The organism is Sphingopyxis sp. BE235 (assembly GCF_031457175.1).
GTDB lineage: Bacteria > Pseudomonadota > Alphaproteobacteria > Sphingomonadales > Sphingomonadaceae > Sphingopyxis.
Window position 1 is genome coordinate 319,579 of the sequence record NZ_JAVDWC010000004.1, and the last position, 14,751, is coordinate 334,329.

The following is a 14,751-nucleotide window of genomic DNA, read 5'->3' on the forward strand; positions in this document are numbered from 1 at the left end:
GATCAGAAGGAGGCGGTCGCGCGGACGTACCAGAAGCCCCCGTTGAACCCCGTCGGCGCGAAGCGGAGATATCGGATCCCGTTGTTGATCTGGGATTGCCGCGCCTCGACGTCGGGGTAATTGTCGAAGATATTCTCGCCGCCAACCGCAAGCTTGAGCATGTCGCTGACCTTGTAGGACAGCTCGAGATCGACCAGCAGTTCGGCGCCGCCCGTCTGGTCGGCAGCCGGTGCGGCGCCATAGTCGGTCCATTTGCCATAATAGTTCGCGCGCGCGACGAAGCCGAAGCGCTCGCCCGCATAAGTGAAGGACGCATTGCCCTTCCACTTCGGAACGAAGCCCTCGAGTTCGAGCAGCCGCTCGCGGTCCGCAGTGATCACCGGCGAGGCCTTGATGACATCGGTTTTGGTATAATTGCCGTTGAGGCCGAGCGTGGCCTTGCCGCCGCCGAGGTCGAAGCCGACCGTCAGCACGGCGTCGACGCCTTGGGTGCGGCTGTCGAAGGAGTTGGTGAAGAAACTCACCTGCTGGAAGGAATCCCCACCGGGAATGCCAAGCGCCGCGAGCTGCGCGCGCTGCGCCGGGGTGAGATTGAAATTGCCCGATACGGCGATCCGGTCTTCGACCTTGATGTTGAAATAGTCGAGCGTGAAGGTGATGCGATTGGAGGGCTTCACGACGATGCCGCCGGCGACGTTGAACGAATTCTCGGGCCGAAGCGGCGTCGCGCCGAAGAATTGCGCGACCGGATTGTTGGGCGCAATAATGCCTGCGGTCAGCGGCGCCCCGGTTATCGAGTCGATGTTGGTCTGGACCTGCGAGGCGTTCGACTGACCCGGCGTCGGCGCACGAAAGCCGGTGTTGACCGATCCGCGCACCGCGAAGACGTCCGAGAAATCATATCGCCCGTTGACCTTCCAGGTGAATTTCGAGCCGAAGTCCGAATAATTCTCGTAACGGCCGGCAAGGCCGAACTGGAGAGCGTCGGTGAGATTGCCTTCGAGCGACGTATAGGCGGCCCAGTTGCTGCGCGCGAACTCGCCCGCCTGGATGGGACTGAAGCCCGGGAAGCCGTTCGAGCCGACCGGCAGTCCGACGCGGTTCCCGGTATCGGGATCGATAACCGACGCGAAAGGACCAACCTGCCATGATGCGATGTCGCCGGCCGTGATCTCATATGTCTCGCGCCGATACTCGAGACCGCCGGCAAGCGTCAGCGGATCGGAGGTGCCGATCGCGATGGGGTAAGTGAGATCGAGATTGAAAGCGAGTTCGCGCTGCTCGAGCTGCCCCGGCTTGAAGGATGTTGGCGACGCGAGGCCAAGCGACGGATTGACCGTATTTTCGATCCGGTAGGAAGCATGGTTCTGACCATAGGAAGCGCTGAGGTCATAGGTCAGGCCCGAGGAGAATTCGCCCTTGAGGCCGGCCGCAAGCGCGGCGTCGGTCACCGTCGCGCCGAAATCCGGGGTAAAGCCGCCGGGAAAGAGCTGGCGGAAGCTGAAGCGCTGTCCTCCGGGCGTATTGGTGAGCGGAATCGAGGTGGAAATGAAGCTGGCATTGGGATTGCGGTAGAAGAAGGCCGTCGTGCCGCGGCTCCAGCTATAATTGCCGAAGGTGTAGAATTCCATCTCGTCCGACAGTTCGATGCCGGCATTGACGAAGATGCGCGCCGCCTCGGATTCGGGATTTCCCCAGCGCTGCGCCGGGACCGGGACGTCCTGCACGCCGGCATCGATGAGCGCCTGCGCGTCGGGACGCTGGATGCCGCGCGACGTCGTGCTGGCGTTCACATATTCGCCGCTGATGTTGACGAAACCGGCGTCGGTGAAGGGAAGCCCGACATTGCCCTGGACGAGGAAATCCTCGCCGTCGCCCTTGTAGAATTGGCCATAGCGGGCGATCAGCAATCCGCCTTCGCGGTCGCGGCGCAGACCGAAATTGAGAACGCCGGCGATCGCATCCGATCCATAGAGCGCCGATGCGCCGTCGCGCAGAACCTCGAGCTGGCCGATCGCGATCGACGGGATCGCCGAGAGATCGGGACCCTGCGATCCCCGGATATAGGGAACATTGGTGAACTGGACCGTCGCGCCGCGATGGCGCCGTTTGCCGTTCACGAGCACCAGCGTCTGGTCCGGCGGCAGGCCGCGCAGCGAGAAAGGCCGAGTGAAAACGGCGCCGTCGTTGCTGACGAGGCGCTGGACGTTGAGCGACGGGACCTCGGTGCGGAGAAGATCGTTCATGTCGGCCGTGCCCTTTTCGAGCAGTTCGGCGCCGGTGATGATGTCGATCGGCTGAGCGGAATCAGCCGCCTTGAGATCGTTCCGCCGCGTGCCCGTCACGACGATTTCGCCCTGCGACGCGCCTGGCTGCGGCGCCTCTTTGGCGTTATCCTGCGCGAAGGCGGCGGCGGCCGACATGCCTGCCAGGACGGCGATAATCGAGCCACTCGTGCGAAGCAATTTCCTCATGGTCCCCTCCATTTGCGAAAGCTCTTGGCTTCGCCACCGAGCTATCTTCGCGGCCTTGGCATGACCAGAAATAATCACCACTCATCGCTATAAACGAGATGGTTATTCCATATGGTTATATCTCTCGCTGCAGCATCGAGCAGCACGGACCGCGCGGCATGCCGGGCACGGCGATGCCGGACACTTCGCGCAGCTTGTCCTCGATCGCCCGGGCGACATGCCGTGCCGGCACACGCCCTTATTTTTTGTCCATATCGTGCCCGGCATGAGGATCGGGTTCGGGTTCGACAGGTTTCGGCGCTTCCGGCGCGGCCTTTGCCCGCGGCGGCACAGCGGCCTTCGCGGCAGGTTCTTGCTTGGGGCGGGATTTCTCGGGAGGCACTGCCTCTTCGGTCGGCGCCGCCGGGGCAGACGCAGTGGCCGTCTCTTCCGCGATAGGCATGGTCTCCACCATTGCTGGGGACTCGCCGGCAGTAACCTCACTCTGTTCCGGTGCGACGTCGCTCTGCTGCGCAGGCTCAGTGCCGCATCCTGCCAGAACAAATATCAGCACGGCGGCGCTCGCCAAGGGAATGAATCGCGTCATATCCGTCTCCTCTTTCGTGTCGGCAGGTCATGTGCGGAATTCAGAAACCTTACCGTCGCTGCCGAACGCCATCACTTCGAATGCGTCCACGCTTCCGTCCGGCATTTCCATTCCCGGTGAGCCGCGCGGCATGCCGGGCACGGCGATCCCTCGAATGTCGCGTGGCTTGTCGTGAAGGAGCCTCGCGACATGCCGCATCGGCACATGACCCTCGATCGCATATCCGCCGATCACGGCCGTGTGGCACGACGCCAGTTGGCCAGGCACGCCATATCGCGTCTTTACGGCGGCCATGTCAGAGCGGTTCTCGACAGTCACATCATAACCCGCCTTGCGCGCGATATCCGCCCAAGCTTCGCAGCAGCCGCATTCGGGATCGCGATAAACGAGCATTCGCTTGGGGCTGGACGTCTCGGCGCCCGGCGCGGGCGCCGCGCCATTCTTATCGCTGGTCGCCGCCGGGCCCGAGGCAGAATTGCATGCCGCAAGCGCCATCCCCGATCCGACCGCAATCAGGCCGAAAAGATGACGGCGCGTCATCGGATTTTTCATGTCATTTCCTCGCGAGAATGGATTTCATCTGTTCGATTTCGGCTGCCTGCCCCGCGATGATGCCGCGGCAGAGTTCGCGTATCTCGGCATCTTTGAGAGAAGCCTGTTCACACATGAGGATCGCACCCGAATGATGCGGGATCATCGAACGCAAGAAGGCCGTGTCGCCGATCGTCGTCTGTGTCCGGATGAGCCCGAAGCTCCCGAAGAAGGCAACTGCCGATCCCAGCAGCAGGAACGTATTGAGACGTTTCGACGGGAACATGCCCGGCATTGCGACGATCATCAGCACGACCATCGGCGAGACCATCATCAGCGTCATGTAGAGCATGTTGAGATTATTGTAGAAGCTCGAGAGGCGGTCGATCATGACGAACATCACCAAATACATGATGACGCCGCTGACGATCGTCTGCAGCGCGAGGCTGCGATAGGCTGGTTTCACGGCATTTCTCCTCGACGTGTCGCCACCCCGCGAAACTTCTAGAACCAGGCCCGCACCCCCATCACGAAACTGACACCGCTCGCATCCTCGCCCGCCGCGCGGGCGAAACGCGCGGTATCGCCGACCTTGCGCGCCCATTCGACGCCGACATAAGGCGCGAATTCCTTCACGACCTCGTAACGCAGGCGAAGCCCGAGCTCGAAATCCGAAAGCCCCGAACCAACGCCGGTCTCGGGGACATCCTGCAGCGCAAAATTGACTTCCGCCATCGGCTGGAGGATCAGTTTCTGGGTGATGCGCTGGTCGTAATAGCCTTCGAGCCGGGCGAGCAGGTCACCCTTGTTCGAAAGAAACAGCGCGCCCTCGACTTCGAACCAATAGGGGGCGAGCCCCTCGAAGCCGATCGTCGCATAGGTGCGGTCGGGGCCGGGCCCAAGATCCTGCCTGATACCCGCCTGCGCGTTGAAATAGGGTCCGATCGCCCGGCTGTAGAGCGCCTGTACCTCGGCGCTCTCGATGCCTTCGCCGAACACGCCCTCGCCTTCGCTCTTGATCGTCAGCCGGTTAATGTCGCCGCCGTACCAAGCCTCACCGTCCCAGCGGAACCCGTCGCGGCCCTTGCGCGCCTGATATTCGGCAAGGTTGAAGCTGATGAAAGCGATGGTCTGCGCACCATTCTCTTTCATCATGTCGTGGCGCGAATGCTCCATTTCGGCTTGGGGATAAATGCGATCGGCATACCAGTCGCCGGGAGGCGCAGGCGCGGTAGCATCGCCCGGCGGCAAGTCGGTGCCGCTGGCGCCGCTCATCGTCGCCATGCCTTCCATTCCGGCCATGGGGTCCGCAGACCCGCCCTTCGGGGTGCAATGGCCCATTTTGGCATGTTCGGGCGGACAATCGGGATCGGACGGCGCCGCCGTGCCATGATCCATCGCGTCCATGTCAGAAGCGCCCTTGCCCGAAGCCTCCGCCTCGGGCGTACAATGACCCATCGCCGCATGTTTGGGCGGGCAGGTCGAAGTTTTGGGCTCCATGTCCATGCCCTGCATGCTCCCATGGTCCATCTGCTCCATCGACCCTTCGGCGGGCGCTTCGGGCGCGGGCTGCGCTACCGGCGCTGGCGTTGGCGAGGGAGCGGGTGTCGGCGCGGGCGCCGCACCATGCATCGAATGATCCATCGACTGCGCCGCGGCGGGCACAGCAAAGGTCAGCGGGGCGATACCCGCGAGGAGAAGCGCGACCCGGGTCATTCGCCGTCTCCCTTCGGACGGACGCTGACGACGCGCATCATTCCCGCGTGCATGTGATAGAGAAGATGGCAATGGAACGCCCAGTCGCCGAGCGCGTCGGCGGTAAAATCGAAGCTCGCGATGCCGCCCGGCTGGACAAGCACCGTATGCTTGCGCGGCGACCGGTCGCCCTTGCCCGTCACCAGTTCGAAAAAATGACCGTGGAGGTGGATGGGGTGGCTCATCATCGAATCGTTGATGAGGTTGATCCGCACGCGCTCTCCCTCGATGAAGGGGATGGGCTCGTGATAGTCGGACATCTTGATGCCGTCGAACGACCACATGAAGCGTTCCATATTGCCGGTCAGATGGATGTCGAGCGAGCGCGAGGCGGCGCGGGTATCGGGGTTGCGCTCGAGCGCGACAAGGTCATGGTAGGTCAGCACCTTGTGCCCGACATTCTCCAGTCCCTGCCCCGGCTCGTCCATGCGATCCATCGGCATCGGCGAGATCGTCTGGACGCTCGGGTCGCGCTTGACCTGCGGCGCGACACTGAAGTCGCGCATGCTGTGCTGCATGCCTCCGCCCGATCCATGATCCATGCCCGCCATCGCGCCGCTTTCCCCCGCTGGCGTACAATGGCCCATCTTGGCATGTTCAGGGGGACAGGAAGGATCGCTCGCCGGCATGGGCATGGCGCCCATATCGCCGCCCGAATGGTCCATACCCGCCATTGAGCCGCCCGACATGTCGCCCATGCCCATGTCCTTCATGGTCGCGAGCGGCCGTTCGCGGAGCGGCGGCACCTCGGCGACCATGCCGGCGCGCGGTGCGAGCGTCGCGCGTCCCATGCCCGACCGGTCATTGGCCTCGGCAACGAGCGTATAAGCACGGTCCTCGACCGGCGTGACGATGACGTCATAGGTTTCGGCGACCGCGATCTGGAACTCGTCGATCTCGGTCGGCACGACATTGAGGCCGTCGGCCTGCACCACGGTCATCCTGAGGCCCGGGATGCGGACGTTGAAGATCGTCATCGCCGACGCATTGACGATACGCAGGCGCACCCGCTCGCCCGGGCTGAAGAGCGCGGTCCAGTTGTCGCGCGGACCATGGCCGTTGACGAGGAAGGTGTATGTCGAACCATTGACGTCGGCGACGTCGGTCGGGTCCATCCGCATCTTGCCCCAATCGATCCGCTCCTTGAGCGGTTGATCCTTGCCGGCGAGCAGGCCCGCCAGCGTCTGGCGCTGCATGTTGAAATGGCCGGGATTGACCTTGAGCTTGCGGAAGATCGCCTCGGGCGACAATTGACTGTGGTCGGACAGGACGACGACATGCTCGCGATCGTAGCCGATCGGGTCGGCGCCCGCGGGATCGATGACGATCGGGCCATAATGGCCGAGCTGTTCCTGAAGCCCCGAATGGCTGTGATACCAATAAGTCCCCGATTGAACGACCGGGAATTCATAGACAAACTTCGAGCGCGGCTTGATGCCGGGGAAGCTGACGCCGGGCACGCCGTCCATCTGGAACGGCAGGATCAGGCCGTGCCAGTGGATCGAGCTGTCCTCGTCGAGATCGTTGACGACGGTCAGGCGCGCTGTCTGCCCTTCCTTTAGACGGACGAGCGGCGCGGGCACGGTGCCGTTGATCCCGATCGCGCGGCTGACCTTGCCGTCGATCCGCATCGTCTGCCGGGCGATGCGCAGCGTTATGTCATTGCCGGATACGGTCGGAAGCGGCGCGGTGATGCCGGACGACACCGACTGGGCCCAGGCCGGGAACCATGCGGCCATCGCCGCAGCAGCCCCTCCACCCAAAGCTCCACTGACGAACCGACGCCTTTCCATCTGCATATTCTTTCCGACCGTTACTGACTGTTCCTAAAGCTATACGCAGGCGGCACGGCTGCCCCTCAATAAAAATGCCGGACGATGAGGAGATGCCGCCTGAACGAGCGGTCGAACCCTCAACCCTCGGCGCTCGCAGATGTTCCCGCGAGCAATTCCCGGAGCCTGGTCCGCGCTCGATAGAGGCGCGTTTCGACTGTTTTCTCGCTGACGCGCAAAATGACCGCTGTTTCGGCCTGGCTGACCTCGTCGACACCGCGGAGGAGCAACACTTCGCGCAAATTCTGCGGCAGCTGATCGATCGCCCCGCGAACCTTGGCGAGCTCTCGCCTGTCGGTCGCCGCGGAATCGGGCCCAGGACCATCGCTTGCTACGTGATGCGCATTTTCGAGCGGGAGCGCGCGGGAGAAAAAGGCGCGCACCTTTCGCCGTCGTGCCCAGTCGCGACATTTGTTGAGCGCGATACGGGCGATCCATGTGCGGAAGGGGCGTTCGCCATCATAGCGATCGAGCGCCGAAAAGCCGGAGACGAACGTCTCTTGCGTCAGATCCATCGCCTCGTCGGCATCGCCGATCTGCTTTACGATGAGCCGGTAGACGCCCGTTTTGTAACGGCGCAGCAACTCGCGATAGGCGTCTTCGCGGTGCGCGCGCGCAAAGGCCGCCAGATCCTGGTCGCTACATTGCGATAGGTCGGCGCTCACCGCGCATCGGCGGTCAGCGCCTTGACCACGCTTTTGTCGAACATTTCCGCTTGATCGGGGTTGAGAACCCCGCGCATCGCGAAGAGATGCTGGAGCGTTTCCTTCTGCAATGTCCCCATCACCTCATGCGTCTCGTCGATCGCCTCGGTGACGCGCGGTCCATAGCCATGCTCGGCTTCGATCGCCTGCGCGAGCCGGACATTGGCGGCGCGCATCTCGAGTTCGAGCGCCTGGCGGCGACCGGCGAAGTCGGCTTCGATCCGCTCGAGTTTCTTTTCCTGCTCCGGGGTCAGGTCGAGTTGGCCGTGGAGAAGCGCATGAAGTTCGGTTTCGCTGGCTTTGGGCGCATCGGCCACCAGACGGCCGATGAACACGCCGGCAATCGCCGCGGCGAAGGCAATGAGCCCCAAGAGAAGAAGACGGCGCGACGGCATTGCTACTGTACATCCAGCAAGGTGGAAGGCACCAATGCGCTAGGCGGGCCGAATGGGGTCAGGGGGCTTGCCGCGACCGCCGGCTGGGAAATCGCACTCCCCGCAAAAACACCGCCGCCGAGCGAGACAAAGGCCGCGAGCGCCATCAGGCGGCGCATCGCTACCGCTTCGCGCCGGCGGATCGCCAATGCGCCCATGATGCGATCATCGAGCGCATCGAGCGCTGCGGGCAGATCGATCCTGTTCAAAATGCGAAGCTCCTTATCCATCGATCGTCTCTTCAAACCTTTCCATCATTGTACATACGCGCCGAAGCGCCTCACCCCTCACACCAGAATATTATTCCGGAATATTTGAGGGCCATGCCGATATCCTGCGTATTAGCAGGACAGACACGCATTTGGAGGTGTTCATGTTCAAGTCTCTTCTCCCCTCTGCAGCGGCGGCTTTCGCTCTGCTTCTCATGCCGGCCACGGCAAGCGCGCACACCAAGCTCGTCAGCTCGACGCCCGCCGCCAATTCGACCGTTTCGAAGGTCACGTCGGTCAATCTTCAGTTCAACGAAAAGATCGTCGCCTCGACCCTCAAGACCGAGCTGGTCATGACCGGCATGCCCGGCATGGCCAATCATGCCCCGATGAAGGTGCCTTACTCGTCGATGATGGGCAAAGAGGGCAAGTCGGCGATGCTGATGCTCAAGCGGCCGCTGACAGCCGGAACCTACAAGGTCACATGGTCGGCGGCGGGCGCTGATACCCACCGCATGGGCAGCGAATTCAGCTTCACCGTAAAGTAAAAGACGGTGGGGGACCCCGTTCTGATCGGCATCAGGTTCGCACTTTATGCGGACCTGATGCTCATCGCCGGCCTTGCTGCGTTCCCGCTTTTTGCGCTGACGCGGAGCGAACGCCATGAGCCGCAGCCGATGATGGCCGCGATCTGGCGCGCAGAACGATGGCTCTGCGCCATCGGGCTGCTCGTCTCCAGCCTCGGAATGGGCGTGCTCGCGGCCTCGATGCAGGGCGTGGGCATCCTCTCCCTGGAGTTCCAACCCTTTTGGGATCTGGTTCGCGAAACCGAGGTCGGCATGGCCTGGATCTACCGGAGCGCCGCGCTGCTCGTTGCGTTGGCGGCGGCAGTCTGGATGACGCGCCGGCCGACAATCGCAGCCGCCATACTCACTCTTGCCGGCTCGGTCGCCGTCGCGACCTTGGTCTGGTCGGGCCATGCGGGCGCGACCGAGGGCGCGGCGGGCACCCTGCATCGGGCCAGCGACATATTGCACCTGATCGCAGCGGCGGTCTGGATCGGCGCAATCGGCGCCTTTCTTATGCTGATCTCGCCCCAGCGCCTCCGCGAATGGCCGGGGGGACTCCAAATTGCGTCGCGGAGTCTCGATCAATTCTCGCGCGTCGGTACGATCTGCGTCCTCGTCATCGCCGCCACCGGCCTCGTCAACAGCCAGATGATCGTCGGCGCCGAGAATCTCGGCCGCTCCCTCGGCTCGCCCTATGGACAATTGCTCCTCGCCAAGCTTGCGCTGTTCGGACTGATGTTAGCGCTCGCGGCGGCGAACCGCTGGCAGCTGACCCCGGCGCTCGCGGCCGCCGTCCCGGAGACCAATACCGACAATGTCGCCGCCGACCCCGACCTCGCGATCGCAGCCATGCGCAGAAGCCTGGTCATCGAAGCGTCGGCCGCGCTCGCCATACTCGCGCTGGTCGCCTGGTTCGGCACGCTCGAACCCTTCGTCGCCGTCGATCCGGTTTGACCGCCAGCACCGTCTCATGGTCCGGTTCGATCATGCTCGGGGCCGGCTGGGCGTTGATTGACGCACGCATCGGGAGCAGCCGTCCTCATAGCCATGTGGCGCATCAGATCAGCCTCGCCGTCGAACGAGACCTCGAAATTTCCGGTGATGCCGACATGATAGTCCCTGCCGGACACGCCATTGCCATCGCATCGCATGTCCGGCACCGCCTGGGACCGCCGGGCGCCCTCGTGCGATCATTTTATCTCGACCCGCTTTTTCGTGCCGACGCGCGGCTGTCCGCCGGATCGGCGCCCGTCCTGTTGACACCAGTAGAGACGGCCGGACTATGCGATATCGCTAGCGGCGCGGACGCGAAGCGCTGGGCGTCCGACTATCTCGACCGGTCGCAGGTGCGTCCGGTGGATGCACGCCTGTCCGAGGCGCTCGCGGCCCCTAGTGATTTGTCGACCGCGCGCGCGTTGGCCGACGTCGCCTGCCTCTCGCCCTCGCGCCTTCGCGAAATCGTCTGCCGCGACTTCGGCGTGCCTCCGGCCAAATTGCTGCAGTGGCTCCAGCTTCAACGCGCCGTGCGGGCGCTGGTCGGCGGCGGAGGTCTCGCCGACGCAGCGGCGGCGGGAGGCTTCGCCGATCAGTCGCACTTCACGCGCCGCTGCGCTCAATGGCTAGGCGTGACGCCTTCGGCTGGCCTTAGCGCCTTCGCGTTCGAAATCGTGCCCTGAGCCGGATGCGCCTCGCACCGCGTCGCCCCGGCGAAACATTCAAGACCGCCGCGCCTGCTTGCCCCTAAGCGTCTCCTCGAGACCGGCGAGTGCGGCCGCAATCCGGCGGCAAGCCAAAGCGTCGAAAGGAGACGGCCATGCCCGACCCGAAACCCGTAGCAAGATCCTACACGCCAGCGGCAGGATATCACTTCCTGACGCCCTTTTATGATTTCGGCGTCGCGGTGACGACGCGCGAGCGCGTGTGGCGCGACCGTCTCGTTCGCCATATGGCGCTCGGCGAGGGTGACGTCATTCTCGATATCGGCTCGGGTACGGGAAATCTCGCGCTGGCGATCGCTCGCCATAGCCGGGACGTCCGCTATCTTGGTTTCGACCCCGACGAGGCCGCGACGCGAATTGCCCGAACGAAGACCGCGCAGATTGTTCCACCGCCGGAGTTTCGAGTTGGCTTTTTCGCGGCTTCGGCGATCGATGACTGGCCCTCGCCTTCCAAGATTGCGATCTGCCTCGTCCTTCATCAGGTCGGGCTTGAGGAAAAGGCACGTCTGCTACGCGAGGCCCGGCAGGTGCTCGCGCCGGGCGGCAAACTCTATGTCACCGACTATGGAGAACAGCGCAGCCGCCTCATGCGGTTGCTGTTCCGCCTGACGATCCAGCAGCTCGACGGCGTCCAGGACACCCAACCCAACGCCGATGGATTGCTCCCGGTGCTGATGAGAGAGGCAGGCTTTTGCGATGTTCGCGAACTTGAGACGTTCCGCACGCCAACCGGTGCGATCGCGATCATCGAGGCCCGAAAGCCCGGGACCTGACGGCACAGGGCAAAGAAAATCCAAGGGATAATCGCCTTTCTTGCGTATCGATAGAAGCGGCTCCATTCTGGAACCGCCAGGAACGACGCCAGCGGCGAACTCGACCGGTGGCGTTTGGACCGCCCCGCCGCGAGGCGGGCATCCGACACATACGGGAGCGGCGGCGATGCACGATCATCAGGGCGCAGAAAAAGGCAGCGGGAGCACGACCGATCCCGTCTGCGGCATGACGGTCGATCCGGCCACCACACCTCACACCGCGACGCATAGCGGCAAGCATCACTATTTCTGCAGCGCAGGCTGCCTCGCCAAATTCGAGGCCGATCCCGATCTTTATGCCGCAAAAAGCGAGCCGGCCGCAGCCGATGCACCCGAAGGCGCCATCTGGACCTGCCCGATGCATCCCGAAATCCAGCGCGCCGGCCCCGGAAGCTGCCCGATCTGCGGCATGGCACTCGAGCCCGTCATGCCGACAGCATCGGACGGCCCCAGCGAAGAATATCGCGATATGCGGCGGCGCTTCTGGATCGGGCTCCTTCTCGCCCTTCCGGTGGTTGCGCTCGAAATGGGCGGCCATCTGACGGGCCTCCACCAATATGTCGGCCGCCAGACGAACAACTGGATCCAGATGCTGCTCGCGACCCCCGTCGTGCTATGGGCTGGCTGGCCCTTCTTCGAGCGCGCCTGGCTCTCGATCCGCAACAAGAGCCTCAACATGTTCACCCTCATAGCGATGGGGACGGGCGTTGCCTGGGGCTACAGCATGATGGCGGCGATTCTCCCGCAAATCTTCCCGGCAGCCTTCCGCGCCGCCGATGGTTCGGTCGCGGTCTATTTCGAGGCCGCCGCAGTCATCACGGTCCTGGTGCTACTCGGGCAGGTGCTCGAACTCAGGGCCCGCGAAACGACGAGCGGCGCGATCCGCGCGCTCCTTGACCTGACACCGAAGCTCGCCCGGCGCGTCCGCAGCGATGGAAGCGACGAGGAGGTAGCGCTCGAGGAAGTCGCGGTCGGCGACATGCTGCGCATCCGTCCGGGCGAAAAAGTCCCCGTCGATGGCATCGTCGTAGAAGGCCGCGGCACAGTCGACGAATCGATGGTTACGGGCGAATCGATGCCGGTCACCAAGGCGGCCGGCGCGGCGCTGATCGGCGGGACGATCAACCAGACGGGCGGCCTGCTCATGCGCAGCGAGAAGGTCGGGCGCGACACGATGCTCGCGCGGATCGTACAAATGGTCGCCGACGCGCAGCGCAGCCGGGCGCCGATCCAGCGTCTCGCCGATACCGTTTCGGGCTGGTTCGTGCCCGGCGTCATCGTCGTCGCCATCGTCGCTTTCATTGTCTGGTCGCTTCTCGGCCCCGCGCCCGCCATGGCCTACGGCCTTATCGCCGCCGTCTCGGTGCTCATCATCGCCTGCCCCTGCGCGCTCGGCCTCGCGACGCCGATGTCGATCATGGTCGGCGTGGGGCGTGGCGCCGAAGCCGGCGTGCTGATCAAAAATGCCGAGGCGCTTGAACGGATGGAGAAGGTCGACACCCTCGTCGTCGACAAGACCGGGACGCTGACCGAAGGCAGGCCCTCGGTCGTCGCCATCGACGTCGCCGAAGGCTTCGAAGAGCAGGATCTGCTCCGGATTGCCGCGAGCCTCGAGCGCAGCAGCGAACATCCATTGGCGGCCGCGATCGTCAAGGCCGCCGAGGACCGGGGCCTCGCGCTGGTCGAGCCATCGGGGGTCGACCAGCCGGTCGGCAAGGGTATCGTCGGGGTCGTCGTCGACAAGGCGATAGTCCTCGGCAATGCGAGCTTTCTTGAAGAATATGACGTCGATCTGGGCGCGCTCACCGAGGCAGCCGACCGCCTTCGCACAGACGGCGCGACGGCGATCTACATCGCGGTCAATGGCAAGGCGGCCGGGGTCATCGCCATCGCCGACCCCGTCAAGGAAACGACGGGCGACGCGCTCGCGGCGCTGCGCGAGGCCGGAATCAAGGTCATCATGCTCACCGGCGACAATCGCGTCACCGCCGAGGCGATCGCGCGGCGCCTCGGCATCGACGACGTTGAGGCCGACGTCCTCCCCGACCAGAAGAGTGCGGTCGTGCAGCGGCTGCGCGAAGAGGGCCGGATCGTCGCGATGGCCGGCGACGGGGTCAACGACGCCCCCGCGCTCGCCGCCGCTGACGTCGGCATCGCGATGGGCTCGGGAACCGATGTCGCCATCGAAAGCGCGGGAGTGACGCTGCTGCGCGGCGACCTTCTGGGCATCGTGCGGGCGCGGCATCTCAGCCATGCGACGATGGCGAACATCCGCCAGAATCTCTTCTTCGCTTTCGCCTATAATGTCGCCGGGATTCCGGTCGCTGCGGGCGTGCTCTATCCGGTCTTCGGACTATTGCTCTCGCCGGTCATTGCCGCCGCTGCGATGGCACTCTCGTCCGTCAGCGTCATCGCCAATTCGTTGCGGCTGCGCTTTGCCAGAATCTGATCGAAACCACCGGAGAAGTTCGGACGCAATAAGGGGAAATGATATGAGACGACTGACGATTACAGCAATCACATTGGCCATGCTGGTGGCCGTCCCGGCTCAGGCGACCGAGCCTGTGGATTATCAGGGCGCGGCGGCAGCGCTCGCGCAGTATAAATCAGCGATGGAAAAGCGGGACCTGACCGGCGTCGAGGCACTCTTTTCGCCAGACGCCCAGATATTCGAGTCGGGCGGCGTCGAAGGGAATTTCGCCCACTATCGCGACCATCACCTCGGTCCCGAACTCAAGGAGTTCAGATCCTTTGCCTTCCGCAACTACAAGATATCGGTTCGGGGCGAAGGCGATGTAGCGATCGCGACCGAGACCTATAGCTTCTCGATCGTACTCGCGAGCGGCGAAACAATCGAGCGGGACGGCGTCGCAACGAGCGTCCTTAAATGGGAAAACGGAAAGTGGCAGATCGTCAATCTGCACAGTTCCTCACGCAAGCCCAAGGTGCGGCCGGCGGGCGGCGCCTGATCGCGTGAAGAAAGGGCTCGCCCCCGAGGCTCGCGGGCCCGGGCGGGCCCTGAGGCCTCGCCGAGCCCGCGCCTGAACGAAACGCATAAGTCCGATCGAGTAAGGGGCGCCCGGAATTACCTCGACGCGGCAAGTACGCAAACCACCTGTCTCCTTTG

General features: G+C 63.8%; 16 protein-coding genes. 6 read left to right on the forward strand and 10 right to left on the reverse strand.

The window, feature by feature from the left end; genetic code table 11:
- Positions 1-2 precede the first annotated feature (2 nt).
- The 10 genes from J2X38_RS17855 to J2X38_RS17900 form a co-directional block, all read right to left on the reverse strand.
- Positions 3-2,474, reverse strand: coding sequence for a TonB-dependent siderophore receptor (locus J2X38_RS17855; protein WP_294048557.1), 2,472 nt, complete (start codon positions 2,472-2,474; stop codon positions 3-5).
- A 115-nt stretch (positions 2,475-2,589) separates the two neighbouring features.
- Positions 2,590-2,706, reverse strand: coding sequence for a DUF411 domain-containing protein (locus J2X38_RS17860; protein WP_294048558.1), 117 nt, complete (start codon positions 2,704-2,706; stop codon positions 2,590-2,592).
- Between the two features lie 6 nt (positions 2,707-2,712).
- The gene (locus J2X38_RS17865) at positions 2,713-3,060 is read right to left on the reverse strand and encodes a hypothetical protein (RefSeq protein WP_294048559.1); all 348 of its coding nucleotides are present in this window, start codon (positions 3,058-3,060) and stop codon (positions 2,713-2,715) included.
- A gap of 27 nt (positions 3,061-3,087) precedes the next feature.
- Complete coding sequence (locus J2X38_RS17870) at positions 3,088-3,555, reverse strand: DUF411 domain-containing protein (RefSeq protein WP_310255989.1); 468 nt, start codon at positions 3,553-3,555, stop codon at positions 3,088-3,090.
- Between the two features lie 58 nt (positions 3,556-3,613).
- Complete coding sequence (locus tag J2X38_RS17875; RefSeq protein ID WP_223181178.1) at positions 3,614-4,003, reverse strand: DUF305 domain-containing protein; 390 nt, start codon at positions 4,001-4,003, stop codon at positions 3,614-3,616.
- A gap of 92 nt (positions 4,004-4,095) precedes the next feature.
- Complete coding sequence (locus tag J2X38_RS17880) at positions 4,096-5,307, reverse strand: copper resistance protein B (RefSeq protein ID WP_077031245.1); 1,212 nt, start codon at positions 5,305-5,307, stop codon at positions 4,096-4,098.
- Complete coding sequence (locus J2X38_RS17885; protein ID WP_405053472.1) at positions 5,304-7,139, reverse strand: copper resistance system multicopper oxidase; 1,836 nt, start codon at positions 7,137-7,139, stop codon at positions 5,304-5,306. Before J2X38_RS17885 ends, J2X38_RS17880 begins: the two co-directional genes overlap by 4 nt.
- Before the next feature lie 119 nt (positions 7,140-7,258).
- Positions 7,259-7,843 (reverse strand): RNA polymerase sigma factor, encoded by a 585-nt coding sequence (locus J2X38_RS17890; RefSeq protein WP_067179814.1) that lies wholly within the window; start codon positions 7,841-7,843, stop codon positions 7,259-7,261.
- On the reverse strand, positions 7,840-8,277 hold the full coding sequence (locus J2X38_RS17895) for a periplasmic heavy metal sensor (protein ID WP_003046401.1): 438 nt from the start codon (positions 8,275-8,277) through the stop codon (positions 7,840-7,842). The genes J2X38_RS17890 and J2X38_RS17895 overlap by 4 nt, the downstream gene beginning before the upstream one ends.
- A 2-nt stretch (positions 8,278-8,279) precedes the next feature.
- Positions 8,280-8,546: a hypothetical protein gene (locus J2X38_RS17900; protein ID WP_003046403.1), complete on the reverse strand. Its 267-nt coding sequence runs from the start codon at positions 8,544-8,546 to the stop codon at positions 8,280-8,282.
- Between the two features lie 143 nt (positions 8,547-8,689).
- On the opposite strand from J2X38_RS17900, the gene copC reads away from it, so the two are divergent.
- From copC to J2X38_RS17930, 6 genes are all read left to right on the forward strand, one after another.
- Complete coding sequence (gene copC / locus J2X38_RS17905) at positions 8,690-9,073, forward strand: copper homeostasis periplasmic binding protein CopC (RefSeq protein WP_011542702.1); 384 nt, start codon at positions 8,690-8,692, stop codon at positions 9,071-9,073.
- Between the two features lie 6 nt (positions 9,074-9,079).
- Positions 9,080-10,048: a copper homeostasis membrane protein CopD gene (gene copD, locus J2X38_RS17910; RefSeq protein ID WP_077031247.1), complete on the forward strand. Its 969-nt coding sequence runs from the start codon at positions 9,080-9,082 to the stop codon at positions 10,046-10,048.
- On the forward strand, positions 10,045-10,770 hold the full coding sequence (locus J2X38_RS17915) for an AraC family transcriptional regulator (RefSeq protein ID WP_232314621.1): 726 nt from the start codon (positions 10,045-10,047) through the stop codon (positions 10,768-10,770). Before copD ends, J2X38_RS17915 begins: the two co-directional genes overlap by 4 nt.
- Positions 10,771-10,907: 137 nt before the next feature.
- Positions 10,908-11,585, forward strand: a complete 678-nt coding sequence (locus tag J2X38_RS17920) for a class I SAM-dependent methyltransferase (protein WP_011542705.1) — start codon at positions 10,908-10,910, stop codon at positions 11,583-11,585.
- Between the two features lie 166 nt (positions 11,586-11,751).
- A complete protein-coding gene (locus J2X38_RS17925; RefSeq protein ID WP_077031248.1) occupies positions 11,752-14,073 on the forward strand; it encodes a heavy metal translocating P-type ATPase in 2,322 nt (773 codons plus the stop codon).
- Positions 14,074-14,116: 43 nt separating this feature from the next.
- Entirely contained in the window at positions 14,117-14,593 is a 477-nt protein-coding gene (locus J2X38_RS17930) for a DUF4440 domain-containing protein (protein ID WP_053555655.1), read from the forward strand.
- Positions 14,594-14,751: the final 158 nt, after the last annotated feature.

Excerpts from the sequence above, each read along its gene's own strand:
- J2X38_RS17920 (WP_011542705.1), top strand. The coding sequence starts at position 10,908 with ATGCCCGACCCGAAACCCGTAGCAAGATCCTACACGCCAGCGGCAGGA.
- J2X38_RS17855 (WP_294048557.1), bottom strand. The coding sequence starts at position 2,474 with ATGAGGAAATTGCTTCGCACGAGTGGCTCGATTATCGCCGTCCTGGCA.
- J2X38_RS17870 (WP_310255989.1), bottom strand. The coding sequence starts at position 3,555 with ATGGCGCTTGCGGCATGCAATTCTGCCTCGGGCCCGGCGGCGACCAGC.
- J2X38_RS17925 (WP_077031248.1), top strand. The coding sequence starts at position 11,752 with ATGCACGATCATCAGGGCGCAGAAAAAGGCAGCGGGAGCACGACCGAT.
- J2X38_RS17880 (WP_077031245.1), bottom strand. The coding sequence starts at position 5,307 with ATGACCCGGGTCGCGCTTCTCCTCGCGGGTATCGCCCCGCTGACCTTT.
- J2X38_RS17900 (WP_003046403.1), bottom strand. The coding sequence starts at position 8,546 with ATGGATAAGGAGCTTCGCATTTTGAACAGGATCGATCTGCCCGCAGCG.
- J2X38_RS17865 (WP_294048559.1), bottom strand. The coding sequence starts at position 3,060 with ATGACGCGATTCATTCCCTTGGCGAGCGCCGCCGTGCTGATATTTGTT.
- copC (WP_011542702.1), top strand. The coding sequence starts at position 8,690 with ATGTTCAAGTCTCTTCTCCCCTCTGCAGCGGCGGCTTTCGCTCTGCTT.
- J2X38_RS17895 (WP_003046401.1), bottom strand. The coding sequence starts at position 8,277 with ATGCCGTCGCGCCGTCTTCTTCTCTTGGGGCTCATTGCCTTCGCCGCG.
- J2X38_RS17930 (WP_053555655.1), top strand. The coding sequence starts at position 14,117 with ATGAGACGACTGACGATTACAGCAATCACATTGGCCATGCTGGTGGCC.
- J2X38_RS17885 (WP_405053472.1), bottom strand. The coding sequence starts at position 7,139 with ATGGAAAGGCGTCGGTTCGTCAGTGGAGCTTTGGGTGGAGGGGCTGCT.
- J2X38_RS17875 (WP_223181178.1), bottom strand. The coding sequence starts at position 4,003 with ATGTATTTGGTGATGTTCGTCATGATCGACCGCCTCTCGAGCTTCTAC.